Raw genomic sequence first — 14,839 nt, 5'->3', positions numbered from 1 at the left:
AGCCGACCGGAGTCCCCCCTTGCCCAGCCCGTACCGTGCCCTGTTCGCCGCCCCAGGCTCCAAGGGCTTCTCCACCGCGGGCTTCCTTGGCCGGATGCCGCTGTCGATGATGGGCATCGGCGTGGTCACGATGATCTCGCAGCTCACCGGGCGATACGGGCTCGCGGGCGCGCTGTCGGCGACTATGGCGCTGGCCGCCGCGGTGATGGGCCCGCAGGTCTCCCGGCTGGTGGACCGGCACGGGCAGCGACGGGTGCTGCGGCCGGTGACACTGTTCGCGCTGACGGCTGCCGCCGGGCTGCTCCTCGCGGCGAAGTTCGAGTGGCCGGACTGGGTGCTGTTCGCCTGCTCGGCCGGCATCGGCTGCGTCCCGAGCATGGGCGCGATGGTCAGGGCCCGCTGGGCGGCCCTCTACGCGGGGACGCCGCAGCTGCACACCGCGTACTCCCTCGAGTCCGTGGTGGACGAGATCTGCTTCATCTTCGGACCGATCATCTCCATCGGACTGTCCACGGTGTGGTTCCCGGAGGCCGGGCCGCTGCTCGCCGCCTGTTTCCTCGCCGTCGGTGTCTTCTGGCTGACGGCCCAGCGCGGCACCGAGCCCGCCCCGCATCCGCGCGCGCACCACACCGGCGGCTCGGCGATGGCCGCACCCGGGCTCCAGGTCCTGGTGGCGACGTTCGTGGCGACCGGAGCGATCTTCGGGGCCGTCGACGTGGTCACGGTGGCCTTCGCCGAGGAACAGGGCCACAAGGCCGCCGCGAGCATCGTCCTGGCGATCTACGCGGCGGGCTCCTGCGGGGCGGGGGCCGTCTTCGGGCTGCTGCACTTCAAGGGGGCGCCCGAACGTCGGTGGCTGCTGGGCATATGTGCGATGGCCGTGAGTATGATCCCCCTCCTACTGGTCGGAAACTTGCCGTTTCTGGCCGTGACGCTGTTCGTTGCGGGCCTGTCCATCGCTCCCACGATGATCACCACGATGTCCCTCATCGAACAGCACGTACCACGCGCGAAGCTGACCGAGGGCATGACCTGGGTGAGCACCGGACTGGCGGTCGGGGTCGCGCTCGGTTCCTCCGTGGCCGGCTGGGTGATCGATGCCGCCGGGGCGAAGGCCGGGTACGGGGTTCCGGCGGTTTCCGGGGCCGTCGCGGTCGCGGTCGGTTTCCTCGGGTATCGCCGGCTGAACAGGCCGGTTCCGCATCGGGGAGGGACCCATGAGCAGCACAGCGAACGGGAAGAGCGGAACGTGGCGTAACTGGGCGGGCACGGTCACCGCCCGTCCGGCACGAGAGGTCACTCCCGCCTCCGTGGAGGAGCTCACCGCGGCCGTGCGCAGCGCCGCCGAGGACGGTCTGAAGGTGAAGGCCGTCGGCGCCGGGCACTCCTTCACGGCCGCCGCCGCGACGGACGGCGTGTTGATCCGCCCTCAACTGCTGACCGGTATCCGCCGGATCGACCGCGATGTCGGCACCGTCACCGTTGAGGCCGGCACCCCGCTCAAGCGTCTCAACGTCGCTCTCGCCCGCGAGGGACTGTCGCTCACGAACATGGGCGACATCATGGAGCAGACGGTTTCCGGCGCGACCAGTACCGGAACGCACGGCACCGGGCGGGACTCCGCCTCGATCGCCGCCCAGATCAAGGGCCTTGAGCTGGTCACCGCCGACGGCTCGGTCCTCAGCTGTTCCGAGCAGGAGAACCCCGAGGTCTTCGCCGCCGCCCGGATCGGAATCGGCGCCCTGGGGATCATCACCGCGATCACCTTCTCCGTGGAGCCCGTTTTCCTGCTCACGGCCCGCGAGGAGCCGATGACCTTCGACAGGGTCACCGCCGACTTCGACGAGCTGTTCACGGAGAACGAGCACTTCGAGTTCTACTGGTTCCCGCACACCGGGAACTGCAACACCAAGCGCAACAACCGCAGCGCGGGCCCCGAGAAGCCCGTCGGGCGGATCAGCGGCTGGATCGAGGACGAGTTCCTCTCCAACGGCGCCTTCCAGGTGGCCAATCTGCTCGGCCGCGCCGTGCCCGCCGGCATCCCGGCGATCGCGAAGATCTCCAGTCGCGCGCTGTCCGCGCGGACCTACACCGACATCCCGTACAAGGTCTTCACCTCTCCGCGCCGGGTGCGATTCGTGGAGATGGAGTACGCCGTTCCGCGCGAGGCCCTCGTCGAGACGCTGCGCGAGCTGAAGACGATGGTCGACCGGTCGTCCCTGCGGGTGAGTTTCCCGGTGGAGGTGCGCACGGCGCCCGCCGACGACATCACGCTCTCCACGGCGTCGGGGCGGGAGACCGCGTACATCGCCGTCCACCTGTTCAAGGGCACCCCCTACCAGGCGTACTTCACCGCCGCCGAACGGATCCTCACCGCGCACGAGGGCCGGCCGCACTGGGGCAAGGTGCATACGCGCGACGCGGACTACTTCGCCGAGGTCTATCCGCGCTTCGGCGAGTTCACGGCGCTGAGGGATCGACTTGACCCGGATCGGCGCTTTGGGAACGACTACTTGCGGAGGGTGCTGGGGTCGTAGTGGTCCCGCCGGGAGTGGGGGTGGAGCTCCCGTCCGGGTCGCCCTCGGCGTCCTCGCCGCCTTCCGGCGTGGCACTGGAACTCGGTGCCGGGGTGGGCGTACCGGCACTCTCCCCGTCCTGGGCGGTACCGGTGTCGCTGTCTCCGGACGGCTCGGCGGAGGAGGGGTCGTCCGACGGCGTCGTACTGGACGCGGGTGGCGTACTGGGCTCCGGCGTCGAGTCGGAGCCGCTCCCCTCGATCGCGTCACCCACTGTCGTGGCCCTGCCGTCGCCGCTGAAACTCCGGCCCGACACGAGTTCGTAGGTGGTGATGCCCGCCATGGTGACCCCGAAGACGAGCGCCGCCGCGACCAGCGGCCGCTTCCAGCTCCTGACCCGCGCGCGGTAGACGGTCCCCTCGGTGAACTCTCCGACGGCCGACACCTGCTGGGACCTCGGCCTGGTCTGCACCTTCACGTCGCGTATCTGTTCGCCGGTGCGCTTGAAGAAGTGCTGGAAGATCGTGCCCCCGCAGGTGGCGATCACACTGACCAGGCCCGCGCCCAGCATCGTCCCGTAGACCCCGAAGTAGGAGGCGAGTTTGGCGGCCACCACCGCGGCCACCGCACTGCCCGCCACTTGCGGGACGCTCAGATCCAGTCGTTTCCCGCCGGCCTCCTCCTGGACATCCAACTCCGCACCGATATCCGGCTTTTCACGCATTCCCGGACCTTGCCTGCCTTTCCCGTACTTGATCGGCTTGACCCAATGGATCGTCTGACCGCACAAGAAGGGGACGTACCGGCGAAGTAATTAGTTCCGTTTGCGGTGATTACGTGAAGTGCGCCACTTTTCATGGTCACGGAAACCGTGCGGAAGTCGGCCAACTACCACCGCACGGCCGAAGTTGGGTGGCGTGCCGATCCACGCAAGTGGCCCGAATGGAGTACTGTTGCCAGCCCTGGGTCCGGACTCCCGCCAGGGTGTCCGGGGCCTTGCAGGACCGCCGGGAGGGGGCTCGTTGCACAGGGTGATGGAGTTCGTCACTTAGCGTTGCGAATAGGTAACCGTGCCATAACGGCGATCCCGGGCCTGTGCCCGACACGCCGGGCAACTGGGCAAGGTTGTGGCAGGCTGCACCCGGGCAGGCCACACTCGACTAGCGGAAGCAGCGACGCACGTGACGTCGGCAGGCACCACCCGGGAGGTCCCCATGCCGGAACTGCGTGTCGTGGCCGTCTCTAACGACGGCACACGGCTGGTGCTGAAGGCTGCGGACAGCACGGAGTACACGCTTCCGATTGATGAGCGTCTGCGCGCCGCTGTTCGCGGCGACCGTCCCCGCCTCGGCCAGATCGAGATCGAGGTGGAGAGCCATCTCCGCCCCCGAGACATCCAGGCACGTATACGTGCCGGCGCCTCCGCCGAGGAGGTTGCCTCGCTCGCCGGAATCCCCGTCGACCGGGTGCGCCGCTTCGAGGGGCCCGTCCTCGCCGAGCGCGCCTTCATGGCCGAGCGTGCCAGGAAGACCCCCGTCCGCCGCCCCGGTGAGAACGCCGGACCCCAGCTCGGCGAGGCCGTGCAGGAGCGGCTGACGCTGCGCGGCGCCGAGAAGGAAACCGCCCAGTGGGACTCGTGGCGTCGTGACGACGGCACCTGGGAAGTGCTGCTGGTGTACCTGGTGGCGGGTGAGCCGCATTCGGCGAGCTGGACCTACGACCCGCCGCGGCGGCTCGTCCAGGCCGTCGACGACGAGGCGCGCTCGCTGATCGGCGAGTCCGACGACCTCTCGGCGGCCGCCGAGCCGAGCTTCCCGTTCGTGCCGCGTATCGCGCGGCTGCCCCGGGACAGGCCGCTGGACCGTGCCCTGGACCGGCAGATGGAGCGGCCGGGCCTGCCCGCGCCGTCCGCCGAGCCGGTCGAGGAGTCCGAGCGGGACTCGCTCACCAGCCTCCTGGAGGCGGTGCCGAGCTTCCGGGGCGACATGGTGGTGCCCGAGCGGCCCGCCGTGACGGAGCGGCCCGACCCGGAGGAGCCCGCTCTCGAGCCCGAGCCCGAGGCCGAGGAGCCCCCGGCTCCCGCGGCCTCCGCCGGTGCCGGTTCCGCCTACGCGGATGTCCTCATGCCCCGCTCGGTCGGCAGCCACCGCGACCGGCTCGTCGGATCGACCGACCGCCAGGCCGAGGCCGACGGTGTCCGCCCGGGCCGCCGCGCGGCGGTCCCGAGCTGGGACGAGATCGTGTTCGGTACACGGCGGAAGAAGCAGGACTGAGCAGTCGTACGACGATGGGGCCCGCGCCGACCCGGCGCGGGCCCCTCGCCGTCACTGGGGGTCGGGTCCCACCGCGACCGGCCTGCTCCCGTCCCTGGTCCACTCCGACCAGGAACCCGCGTACAGGGCTGCCGGAATGCCGGCGACGGCGAGCGCCAGTACCTCGTGGGCTCCGGACACGCCCGAACCGCAGTAGACGCCGACCTCGGAAGCGCCGGTCGCGCCAAGGGACTTGAAACGGTCGGCGAGCTCGGCGGCGGACAGGAACCGTCCGTCGTCCGTGACGTTCTGGGTGGTCGGCGCGGAGACCGCGCCGGGGATGTGGCCGCCCACCGGGTCGATCGGTTCGACCTCGCCGCGGTACCGCTCGCCGGCCCGGGCGTCGAACAGGACGCCGGTACGGGCGAGCGCCGCCGCTCCGTCCGCGTCGAGCGCCGGCCGCGCGCCGGGCGCCGGCACGAAGCTTCCGGCGGCGGGTGCCGGGATCTCCGACGACACCGGACCGCTCCAGGCGGCCAGGCCGCCGTCAAGCACGCGTACCGCGGGATGACCCGAATAGCCCAACAGCCACCAGGCACGCGCGGCGCCCCAGCCGAGGCCGCCGTCGTACACAACGACATCACGGTCCGCCGAGACCCCGGCGGCACGCATCGCGGCGCCGAAGACCTCGGGATCGGGCAGCGGATGACGGCCGCCGTCCCCCGCCGGACCAGCGAGTTCGGAATCCAGATCGACGAAAACAGCCCCAGGAATGTGCGCCTTCTCGTAGTCGGAGCGCAGGCTCGGGCCGCCCAGCTGCCAGCGGACATCGAGGACGACGGGAGGGTTCGGACCGGCCAGATCGCTCGCGAGCTCGGGGGCGGAGATGATGGCGTTCATGGCCCCCATCCTTGCGCACGGGGTGGCCGCTTCGTCCAGGCCGGGCTACTGTGCCCGCCGGGCAGGTCCGATCACGAGGCGTACAGGACCGGGCACATGCTGTACAGCCGATGGACACCACGTGGCAATGGTGCGGAAACGGACGGGAAACCGCTCATCGGGCATCCTCCGGCCGTAGGCCGCCGAACGACGGCGCGGCCGGAACGCACGGTGCGACCGGTGGTGCGAACATCGGCACGGGGCTTATGGGTACACGACTGCGGTACGCCTGCGGGCAGGCGGAAGGTGACCGGCCACCGCGAGGGGCCGAGAAGAGAGTGACGATGACCGAGGCACGGGGGTCGGCCGGCCAGAACGGCGCGACGCACGCCCGGCACACGCCCGGCGCACCCTGCTGGGTGAGCCTGATGGTGCACGGGATGGCCACGACCCAGGACTTCTACGGAGCGCTGTTCGGCTGGGAGTTCCAGCCGGGCCCGCATCAGCTCGGCCAGTACGTACGTGCCCTGCTCGACGGGCACGAGGTGGCGGGGATCGGGCAGTTGCCGCCAGACCGTCATCTGCCGATCGCCTGGACGCCGTATCTCGCCTCGGACGACGTGGACCTGACCGCCGAGACGGTACGGCTCAGCGGCGGCACCGTGGGGGTCGGTCCGCTGGACGCCGCCGAGGCCGGCCGCATGGCGATCGCCTCGGATCCGACGGGTGCCGTCTTCGGCATCTGGCAGGCGGCCGTCCATCTGGGCACGGGCATCACCGGCGTACCGGGGACGCCCGCGTGGAACGAGCTGGTGACGCGCGACACCGAGAGCGTCGTCAAGTTCTACCGGGGGGTCTTCGGCTACGAACCGGAGCCGGCCGTCTCGGCCGACTTCGACTACGTGACCCTGCACCTCGACGGCCGTCCGGTGGCCGGCATCCACGGCGTCGGCCACGGCCTGCCACGCGACCGCGGCCCGCACTGGATGACGTACTTCGAGACCGCGGACGTGGACGACACCGTCGCCCGTGTCACGGGCCTCGGCGGACACCTCCTCAAGCCCGCCCACGACTCGCCGTACGGGCGCGTGGCGACGGTGGCGGATCCGGAGGGCGCGTTGTTCTCCGTGATCCACAGCGTCCGGTGAACGGGCGATGAGTGACGGACGCGCGGTCCGAGGGCCGGTCTCAGGCGTCATCGGCAGTACGTCCGTCGACGCCGCCGCCCGTCTGAGCTTCCAGCAGCCGACGAATGCGCTCGTACTCCGCGGCCATCCGCGGTGTGGCGAGGAAGTCGCCGAGGTCGGCGGAGACCTCGTGGTCGACGTCCTCGATCGAGCGGATGGCCAGCTCGTAGAGCTCACCGCGGCTGTTGCGCTCCAGGTAGCTCTGCCAGTGCGCGAGCGCCTGGATGGCGGTCAGGACTCCTCTGTCCAGATCGTCGTCGACCAGAATGCCGTCATAGACGGTCGACAGCTCACGGCCGAGGTCGGCGGCGCTGATCGTCAGGACGTTCTCGCGGGCGGTCGTGAGCGCCGCCCAGGCGTCCTCGGCAAGCTCGTCCTCATCGGCGTACCGGAGGAGCTCCGGCCGCACGAGGCGGGTGACCGTCTCCTCCCCGAAGGCGCGAACGCTCCCTTCGTCGGCTGCGACGATCAACTCGAGTATGTCCGCCTCAAGTTCGCTGTAGTTCACGGCCGCAGCCTAGAGGCTGGTGCGCCGTCTCCGTGAGGGGCGTCGGGAAGGTGGGTCGCCGGGGCGTTGTCCCCCGCCCGGCTGCCCCGGCCCAGCCCCGGACCTCGGCGCAGCGACATACTGCACGCACCGCACCGCAATGTGGGAAGGACCCAGCATGATCAGCATTCCCGGACACACGCTCAACGACGGTTCGAAGATCCCCGCCCTCGGCCTGGGCACCTATCCGATGGATGACGCGCAGGCGGAGAAGGCCGTGGGCGAGGCGCTGGACATCGGCTACCGCCTCATCGACACGGCCACCAACTACGGCAACGAGACCGGCACCGGGCGCGGTATCACCCGCAGCGACATCCCCCGCGAGGAGATCGTCGTCACGACGAAGCTGCCGGGCCGGCATCACGGGTACGAGGAGACCCTCGCCTCCTTCGAGGAGTCCCGCGGCCGTCTCGGCCTGGCGTACGTGGACCTCTATCTGATCCACTGGCCGCTCCCCCGCGTCGGCAAGTACGCGGAGTCCTGGAAGGCGATGGTCAAGCTCCGCGCGGAGGGCCTCGTCCGCTCGATCGGTGTCTCGAACTTCACTCCGGAGCACATCACGCGGCTGGAGCAGGAGACCGGCGTCCTGCCCTGTGTGAACCAGATCGAGCTGCATCCCTTCTTCCCGCAGGAGCGGTTGCGGGCCTTCCACTCGGACAGGGGCATCCTCACCGAGAGCTGGAGTCCCCTGGGCCGCGGCACCGAGCTGCTGGACACCCCCGCCGTCGTGAAGGTCGCCGAGGCCCATGGCGTGACCCCGGGACAGGTCGTACTGCGGTGGCACACGCAGCTCGGCGCGGTCCCCATTCCCAAGTCCGCGGACCCCGGTCGCCAGCGCGAGAACCTCGACATCTTCGGTTTCGAGCTGACTCCCGCCGAGATGGCCGCGGTCTCCGGCCAACCCTCGCGGCGTATCGGCGGAGATCCCGAAGTGCACGAAGAGTTCTGATGCCGGGCCGCCCGTGAGGTGAGCGGCTACCCCGTGACCTCTCGGATGTGCGGCACCACACGGGTCAGCCGCAGCACGCCCCACAGAATCGCCGCGGCCCCGATCGCCTCGGGGAGCAGCCACCACCCGGTACGGACCGTCTCCCCGAACAGGGTGATGCCCAGCATCAGGCTGACCGTCGCGTCACCGATGGTCAGAGCGGGCTGCGAGGCAGCCAGGGCGCCGGCCTGCAACGCGTTCTCCAGCAGCAGGACGGCGCTCACGCCGGTCACCGCGAAGCCGTAGGTCTGCCACGTGCCGAGGAACGCGGCGAACCCGTCGTCGGCGAGCGTGCCCGTCGCCGACTTCAGCAGCGCGGCGGTCAGGGCGTTGCCGATGGCGGAGGCCGATCCCAGCACCGCCGCCCGGAACAGCGGCGGACGCCCCGGACGGGCCACGACGACCAGTACGCCAATCGCCCCCAGGCACAGCACCAGCGCCGGGATCCACCTCACCATGGGGGCCTGGTCGCGTGCCCCCGAGGGAGCAGCCGCGCCGAGAACCAGGGCGAGGCCGACGACCACACCCGCGACGGCCCACCAGCCCGCACCCGGGAGGCGCCTGTGCAGCAGCGGAATGGCGATCAGCAGGGCCAACGGCAGCTCCAGGATGAACAGGGGCTGCACCAGCGCCAGCGGCCCGTTCACCAGAGCCAGGGCCTGGAAGACCGCGGCCGCGACAACCCCGGCGATGCCGATCAGCCACGCCGGACGCCGAGCCAGCTCGAGGATCAGGCGCAGTCCACCGCCGCGCGCCACGGTGGACGCCGCCTTCCGCTGAAAGGCGGTACCGGCCGCGTTACTGGCGGCCCCCAGGACAGCGAACAGCACAGCCAGCACGGTCACCGTTCCACCATGCCCGTAAAAGGGACGCGCGGCCTTCCGAGACGCGTCGGCCGGCGCTCGCGCGCGTCCGCGCCGGGTCAGCCGCGGAGGAGCTGGAGGACGTGGAGGACGTGGAGGACCAGGCCCTCAGGCCGACGTCATCGGCAGTACGTCCGGTGACAGGGCGCCCGCGTGGGACCTGCCGGCCGTCATCCGGCGGCGGTGGTGGCGACGGCACAGCACCTCGTAGCCGATGTCGTCCGCTTGGTCGACGTCGCCGACGACCACCTGGGCGCCCTCGACGACCATCTCGCCGCCTATGGTGCGGGCGTTGTGCGTGGCGCGCGCGCCACACCAGCACAGGGCCTCGACCTGGAGGACCTCGACCCGGTCGGCCAGCTCGACCAGGCGCTGGGAGCCGGGGAAGAGCTTGGAGCGGAAGTCGGTCGTGATGCCGAAGGCGAAGACGTCGACGTCCAGGTCGTCCACCACCCGCGCCAGTTGGTCGATCTGCGCGGGGGCCAGGAACTGCGCCTCGTCGGCGATCACATAGTCCGCCCGGCCGCCCTGCGAGAGATGGTCGACGAGATACGCGTACAGATCCTGCTCGTCCGCCACCTCCACCGCGTCCGTGACCAGACCCAGGCGGGAGGAGAGCTTGCCCTCGCCCGCGCGGTCGTCACGGGTGAAGATCATGCCCTGAAGGCCCCTCGCCGAACGGTTGTGCTCGATCTGGAGGGCCAGCGTCGACTTCCCGCAGTCCATCGTTCCGGAGAAGAACACCAGCTCGGGCATGGGGAGTCGAGCACCTTTCGGGCAACGGGGGCAGTGGGGTTCAGGAACGTACTTGCAGGAGCGGAACGTGCTGCTCCGCCGGGGTCATCGAGCCGTGGTTGCCGACCATGGCCGACTCCTTCGGCTCCCGCTCGGAGGCGATGATCAGAACGTCGTCATGGGCCGCGGCCACGACGTCGCCGATCCGGGCGTACACCCGCTCGTCGATCCGCGGGCCGAACCAGCCCGCCGCGATCGCCTCGTCCCGCGAGGCCACCCAGAACTGCTCACCGAGCACCTCGCGCCAGCAGGTCAGGACATCCGCCTCGGCGCCCTGGACGGCGTAGACGTGCCTGGCGCGGCCCTCGCCGCCGAGCAGGGCGACTCCGGCGCGCAGCTCCCAGTCCTCGTCGAAGTCGACGCGGTGCTGCTCGTCGAAGGGAATGTCGACCATGCCGTGGTCGGCGGTGATGTACAGGGCGGCGCGCGGCGGGAGTTGCTCCGCGAGGCGCTGGACCAGCCGGTCGACGTACATCAGCTGGCCGCGCCAGGGGTCCGAGTCGACGCCGAAGCGGTGGCCCTTGCCGTCCACCTCGGCGTAGTACGTGTAGACCAGGGAGCGGTCGCCCGCCGCGAGCTGGGCGGCGGCGAAGTCCATGCGCTCCTCCCCGGTCAGCCGTCCGTGGAACGATCCGCCACTGAGCGCGATCTTCGTCAGCGGGGTGTTCTGGAAGGCGGGCGCCGAGACCTGGGCGGTGTGCACACCGGCCGCGTCGGCCAGCTGGAAGATCGTGGGGTACGGCTGCCAGGCGCGCGGGTCGGTCCACGGCTGCCAGCGGAGCTGGTTCATCAGCTCGCCGGTCCTGGGGTTGCGCACGGTGTAGCCGGGCAGGCCGTGCGCGCCGGGCGGCAGGCCGGTGCCGACGGAGGCGAGCGAGGCCGCGGTGGTCGCCGGATAGCCCGCGGTGATCGGCCGGCCCGTGCCCCCGCGCGAGGACGCCAGCAGCGACGTCATGAAGGGGGCCTCGTCGGGGTGCGCCTTCAGCTGCTCCCAGCCGAGACCGTCGATCAGGAAGACGCAGTTCCGGTCGGTGGCGCTCAGTTCCGGTATGGCGGCGGTCATGCCGGGCACGTCCATGCCCGCGGCGAGGGTGGGGAGCAGATCGGCGAGCGAACCGACGCCGTACTCGGGGACGGGCGCGGAGTCGAGGGCGAGTGGTTCCGGGTGGTCCCAGGCGGAACCGGGAGGGGCGGGCACCGAGTGCCCTCGGTCATGAGCGGCGGGGGGAAACGGGTGGGACATCAGCGCGCGACGTCCGCGGTCGCCTCGGAGAGGGCCTGCGCGAAGGCGAGAGCCTGGCGCACCGTCTCCGGGCCGTCCCCGGCCTCGCTGACACGCAGACTCAGGTCGTCCGCCGTCGAGTTGCCCGTGTAGCCGTGGTCCGCCTCGCAGTTGGGGTCGCCGCAGGCGGCGGGCTCCAGGTCGATACGGGAGACGGCGCCCCAGCCGATGGTGAGGACGACCTCACGGGGCAGCGTGCCCGGTGCGTACGACTCGGGGTTGGCGACGACTCGGCTGACGACGACCGACGAGATACGGCCGAGCTTCACGGACTCCGTCGACGTCGTGGCGTACGGCGTCGGTGAGGTGGTGTCCTCGGCCTGCTCGTCGGTGTGGCTCACGATGAAACGGTTGCCCGTGAGGACGAGCACCGTGACGTGCCGGCGCACCTCGTTGGTGTCGAACGTCGTCTCCTGATGAACCAGGTACGACCGGATGGTGTCGCCGCCGATCGCGGCCTCCACCGCCTCGGCCACGAGGGCCGGGTAGTAGCCACTGCGCTCGATCGCCGCTCGCAGCCCCTGGGTCGTCGTACTGGTCTTGGCCATGATGTCCATCTTACGGGCGCCCACTGACTGCGAGGCACCGCTCGCGGGGGTCTGCCGGGCGGAGATCCGGATCCACCCGGCAGAGGCCGGCAGCGGAGGTCAGTAGACGGGGAGCGTCCGCGGACCGAGGTCGTCGCGGACGGGCGCGCGGTCCAGCCGGACGGTGGCGCCGAGCGCGCTCAGGCCTTGCGGCGCGACGACCACGGGTTCCAGGGACACCGCGACGACCTCCGGGTGATCATCGACCAGCCGCGACACGCGCAGCATCAGCTCTTCGAGGGCCGCCGTGTCGACCGGGGCGGAACCGCGCCAGCCGAAGAGGAGCGGTGCGGTCCGGATCGACCGGACCAGCGAGCCCGCGTCCCGGTCCGTGACCGGAATCAGCCGGTGCGCGGTGTCACCGAGCAACTCCGAGGCGGCCCCGGCGAGCCCGAAGGAGAGCACCGCTCCGGCCGCCGGGTCGATGACGGCCCGTACGACCGTGTCGACCCCGCGCGGTGCCATCGCCTGTACGACCGGACGCAGCTCCGCCGGCTTCCCGAACAGCTCGGTCAACTCCGCGTACGCCCGGCGCAGTTGCTCCTCGTCCGCCAGGTCGAGCCGGACGCCGCCGAGGTCGGCGCGGTGCCGCAGGTGCGGGGCGGTGGTCTTGAGGGCCACCGGATAGCCGAGGTCTCCCGCGGCCCGCGCCGCGTCGTCCGGGGTGAGGGCGGGCAGGGCGGGGCGTACGCCGATGCCGTACCGCCCGAGCAGCTCGCGGGTTTCTCCGGCGTCGAGGGTCAGTCCCTCGACGCCCTCCACGCGCGCGAGGAGGGCGTCGATCTGCTCGGCGGCGCCCTTCTCGTCCACGTCCTCGAACTCCGGCACCCTGCCCGGTTCGGCGGCGTCCCGCCGCCACTGGGCGTACTTCACGGCTTCGGCGAGGGCCCGGACGGCGCGCTCGGCGGCGGGGTAGGCGGGGATGAGGCGGGAGCCGGACTCGTCGCTGTCGGCGGTGGGCGCGGGTTCCGCCGGGCTGAGGGGCTCGGCGCTGCCGGCGGCGCCGGGTGCCGGGGCGGCTGCCTGTGGTGCGGTGCTCGCGGCGGCGGACAGCGCCTCGGCGAGTCCGCCGAGTTCGACGTGCACCACGAGCACCGGCTTGGCCGGGGCCGACGCCGTGGCCGCGCGCAGGGCCTCGGCCAGGGCGGCGTCCCGCACGGAGGTCTCCCCCACCGCCGGAATGGCGGTCACCACCACGGCGTCGCAGCCGTCGTCGGCGAGGGCTCCCGTCAGCGCCCGGCGGAAGTCGTCCGCCGACGCCGCCGTCGTGAGGTCCAGCGGCGGTGACGGCCGGAGGCCTTCGGCCAGGCACGCGTCGTACGTGAGCAGTCCCAGCGACTCCGAGTTCCCGAGAATCGCCACCCGGGGCCCGGCCGGGAGCGGCTGGCGTGCCAGCAGGAGCCCGGCGTCCACCAGCTCGGTGATCGTGTCCACCCGGATCACCCCGGCCTGCCGGAGCAGCGCGGACACGGTGGCGTGCGGCAACCGGGTGGCCCGTACCGCGTGCCCCTGCGGAGTGGCGGCGTGCCGGGCGCCCTGCACGACGACCAGCGGTTTCGCCGCCGCGGTCCGGCGGGCGAGCCGGGTGAACTTGCGCGGGTTGCCGATGGATTCGAGGTACATCAGGGCGACGTCGGTGTCCGGATCGTCGTACCAGTACTGCAGGACGTCGTTGCCCGACACGTCCGCGCGGTTCCCGGAGGAGACGAAGGTGGACACGCCGGTCACGCCCGTGACTCCGCCGCCGCGCCGGTGCAGCCGGGAGAGCAGGGCGATCCCGATGGCCCCGGACTGGGCGAACAGGCCTATCCGTCCGGGCCTCGGCATCTCCGGCGCGAGCGAGGCGTTGAGGCGCACCTCGGGGGAGGTGTTGATGACCCCGAAGGCGTTGGGGCCGATGATGCGCATGCCGTACGTACGGGCCTGGCGGACGAGTTCGCGCTGGCGTTCCCGTCCGTCGGGGCCGCTTTCGGCATACCCCGCCGTTACGACAACGAGCCCCTGCACGCCGTGCTCACCGCACTCCGCGACGATCTCGGGGACGTAGGGCGCGGGTACGGCGACGACCGCGAGATCGACGGGCTCGTCGATGTCCCCGATGGAGCGGTACGCGGGGACTCCGTCGAGCTCGCTCTCCTGGACCGCCCTGTTCACGGCGTGGAGCCGCCCGGTGAAGCCGGCGTCGCGGAGGTTGGTGAGGACGCTGCGGCCCACGCCGCCGGGGGTGCGGCCGGCGCCGATGACGGCGACCGAGCCGGGCGCGAGCAGCCGGTGCACGGACCGTGCCTCCGCGCGCTGTTCACGGGCGCGCTGCACGGCGAGCGAGCGGTCGGTGGGTTCGAGGTCGAACTCCAGGCGTACGACGCCGTCCTCGAAGTGCCTCTTCTGCTGGTAACCGGCGTCCGTGAAGACTTTGATCATTTTGCTGTTGGCCGGAAGTACCTCGGCGGCGAACCGGCGGATGTCCCGCTCCCGGGCGACGGCCGCGATGTGTTCGAGCAACGCCGAGGCGACGCCGCGCCCCTGGTGGGCGTCCTGGACCAGGAAGGCGACCTCGGCCTCATCGGCGGGGGCGGAGGCGGGCCGGCCGTCGGCGTTGATCCTGTCGTACCGCACGGTGGCGATGAACTCGCCGCCCACCGTGGCCGCGAGTCCCACCCGGTCCACGAAGTCGTGGTGCGTGAAGCGGTGGACGTCCTTGGCGGACAGGCGCGGATAGGGCGCGAAGAAGCGGTAGTACTTCGACTCGTCGGAGACCTGTTCGTAGAAGCTGACCAGGCGCTCGGCGTCGTCGACGGTGATGGGCCTGACGCGTGCGGTGCCGCCGTCACGCAGCACCACGTCCGCCTCCCAGTGGGAGGGGTACTCGTGCCGGTCCGGCGAGGTCTGCATGGGCCCCACAGTACGGCTCGCGTCTGACAACGGCGCGAGGCAGTCTTGGGG

Annotated in this window: 13 protein-coding genes; 5 read left to right on the top strand and 8 right to left on the bottom strand. The window is 71.3% G+C overall.

From position 1 onward, the window contains the following. Positions 1–19: 19 nt before the first annotated feature. A complete protein-coding gene (locus tag ACIBLC_RS00600) occupies positions 20–1,258 on the top strand; it encodes an MFS transporter (RefSeq protein WP_399208377.1) in 1,239 nt (412 codons plus the stop codon). Continuing rightward, a complete protein-coding gene (locus ACIBLC_RS00595; RefSeq protein WP_399208376.1) occupies positions 1,218–2,537 on the top strand; it encodes a D-arabinono-1,4-lactone oxidase in 1,320 nt (439 codons plus the stop codon). Before ACIBLC_RS00600 ends, ACIBLC_RS00595 begins: the two co-directional genes overlap by 41 nt. Here the strand turns inward: ACIBLC_RS00595 and ACIBLC_RS00590 are convergent. Next, positions 2,461–3,240: a hypothetical protein gene (locus tag ACIBLC_RS00590; RefSeq protein WP_399208374.1), complete on the bottom strand. Its 780-nt coding sequence runs from the start codon at positions 3,238–3,240 to the stop codon at positions 2,461–2,463. The genes ACIBLC_RS00595 and ACIBLC_RS00590 overlap by 77 nt on opposite strands. Positions 3,241–3,730: 490 nt before the next feature. Here ACIBLC_RS00590 and sepH point away from each other — a divergent pair, with 490 nt between their 5' ends. Continuing rightward, positions 3,731–4,789 (top strand): septation protein SepH, encoded by a 1,059-nt coding sequence (gene sepH / locus ACIBLC_RS00585; RefSeq protein WP_399208373.1) that lies wholly within the window; start codon positions 3,731–3,733, stop codon positions 4,787–4,789. Between the two features lie 51 nt (positions 4,790–4,840). Here the strand turns inward: sepH and ACIBLC_RS00580 are convergent, their stop codons facing one another. Then, the gene (locus ACIBLC_RS00580; RefSeq protein ID WP_399208372.1) at positions 4,841–5,668 is read right to left on the bottom strand and encodes a sulfurtransferase; all 828 of its coding nucleotides are present in this window, start codon (positions 5,666–5,668) and stop codon (positions 4,841–4,843) included. A 323-nt stretch (positions 5,669–5,991) separates the two neighbouring features. Between ACIBLC_RS00580 and ACIBLC_RS00575 the strand changes: the two genes are divergently transcribed. Next, entirely contained in the window at positions 5,992–6,795 is an 804-nt protein-coding gene (locus ACIBLC_RS00575) for a VOC family protein (RefSeq protein ID WP_399208370.1), read from the top strand. Positions 6,796–6,835: 40 nt separating this feature from the next. Here ACIBLC_RS00575 and ACIBLC_RS00570 read toward each other — a convergent pair whose 3' ends face one another. Further along, positions 6,836–7,342, bottom strand: a complete 507-nt coding sequence (locus ACIBLC_RS00570; RefSeq protein ID WP_399208368.1) for a hypothetical protein — start codon at positions 7,340–7,342, stop codon at positions 6,836–6,838. A gap of 157 nt (positions 7,343–7,499) precedes the next feature. Between ACIBLC_RS00570 and ACIBLC_RS00565 the strand changes: the two genes are divergently transcribed. Continuing rightward, positions 7,500–8,330, top strand: a complete 831-nt coding sequence (locus ACIBLC_RS00565) for an aldo/keto reductase (protein ID WP_399208366.1) — start codon at positions 7,500–7,502, stop codon at positions 8,328–8,330. Positions 8,331–8,356: 26 nt separating this feature from the next. Here ACIBLC_RS00565 and ACIBLC_RS00560 read toward each other — a convergent pair whose 3' ends face one another. The 5 genes from ACIBLC_RS00560 to ACIBLC_RS00540 form a co-directional block, all read right to left on the bottom strand. Next, a complete protein-coding gene (locus tag ACIBLC_RS00560; RefSeq protein ID WP_399208365.1) occupies positions 8,357–9,214 on the bottom strand; it encodes a DMT family transporter in 858 nt (285 codons plus the stop codon). A gap of 126 nt (positions 9,215–9,340) precedes the next feature. Continuing rightward, positions 9,341–9,988, bottom strand: coding sequence for a thymidine kinase (locus ACIBLC_RS00555; protein WP_399208364.1), 648 nt, complete (start codon positions 9,986–9,988; stop codon positions 9,341–9,343). A 40-nt stretch (positions 9,989–10,028) separates the two neighbouring features. Beyond that, complete coding sequence (locus ACIBLC_RS00550; RefSeq protein WP_399208363.1) at positions 10,029–11,270, bottom strand: alkaline phosphatase family protein; 1,242 nt, start codon at positions 11,268–11,270, stop codon at positions 10,029–10,031. Continuing rightward, entirely contained in the window at positions 11,270–11,857 is a 588-nt protein-coding gene (locus ACIBLC_RS00545) for a DUF5998 family protein (protein ID WP_399208362.1), read from the bottom strand. Before ACIBLC_RS00545 ends, ACIBLC_RS00550 begins: the two co-directional genes overlap by 1 nt. 99 nt (positions 11,858–11,956) lie before the next feature. Then, the gene (locus tag ACIBLC_RS00540; protein WP_399208361.1) at positions 11,957–14,788 is read right to left on the bottom strand and encodes a GNAT family N-acetyltransferase; all 2,832 of its coding nucleotides are present in this window, start codon (positions 14,786–14,788) and stop codon (positions 11,957–11,959) included. Positions 14,789–14,839: the final 51 nt, after the last annotated feature.

It is taken from the genome of Streptomyces sp. NPDC050535 (assembly GCF_044457665.1).
Classification (GTDB): domain Bacteria; phylum Actinomycetota; class Actinomycetes; order Streptomycetales; family Streptomycetaceae; genus Streptomyces.
The sequence above is the reverse complement of the archived record's forward strand: the minus strand, read 5'-3'. Positions and strand labels throughout refer to the sequence as shown.

What these genes read in the sequence shown, in the direction of transcription:
- ACIBLC_RS00575 (WP_399208370.1), top strand. Translation starts at nt 5,992, where the DNA reads ATGACCGAGGCACGGGGGTCGGCCGGCCAGAACGGCGCGACGCACGCC.
- ACIBLC_RS00545 (WP_399208362.1), bottom strand. Translation starts at nt 11,857, where the DNA reads ATGGCCAAGACCAGTACGACGACCCAGGGGCTGCGAGCGGCGATCGAG.
- ACIBLC_RS00580 (WP_399208372.1), bottom strand. Translation starts at nt 5,668, where the DNA reads ATGAACGCCATCATCTCCGCCCCCGAGCTCGCGAGCGATCTGGCCGGT.
- ACIBLC_RS00565 (WP_399208366.1), top strand. Translation starts at nt 7,500, where the DNA reads ATGATCAGCATTCCCGGACACACGCTCAACGACGGTTCGAAGATCCCC.
- ACIBLC_RS00550 (WP_399208363.1), bottom strand. Translation starts at nt 11,270, where the DNA reads ATGTCCCACCCGTTTCCCCCCGCCGCTCATGACCGAGGGCACTCGGTG.
- ACIBLC_RS00540 (WP_399208361.1), bottom strand. Translation starts at nt 14,788, where the DNA reads ATGCAGACCTCGCCGGACCGGCACGAGTACCCCTCCCACTGGGAGGCG.
- ACIBLC_RS00595 (WP_399208376.1), top strand. Translation starts at nt 1,218, where the DNA reads ATGAGCAGCACAGCGAACGGGAAGAGCGGAACGTGGCGTAACTGGGCG.
- sepH (WP_399208373.1), top strand. Translation starts at nt 3,731, where the DNA reads ATGCCGGAACTGCGTGTCGTGGCCGTCTCTAACGACGGCACACGGCTG.
- ACIBLC_RS00555 (WP_399208364.1), bottom strand. Translation starts at nt 9,988, where the DNA reads ATGCCCGAGCTGGTGTTCTTCTCCGGAACGATGGACTGCGGGAAGTCG.
- ACIBLC_RS00590 (WP_399208374.1), bottom strand. Translation starts at nt 3,240, where the DNA reads ATGCGTGAAAAGCCGGATATCGGTGCGGAGTTGGATGTCCAGGAGGAG.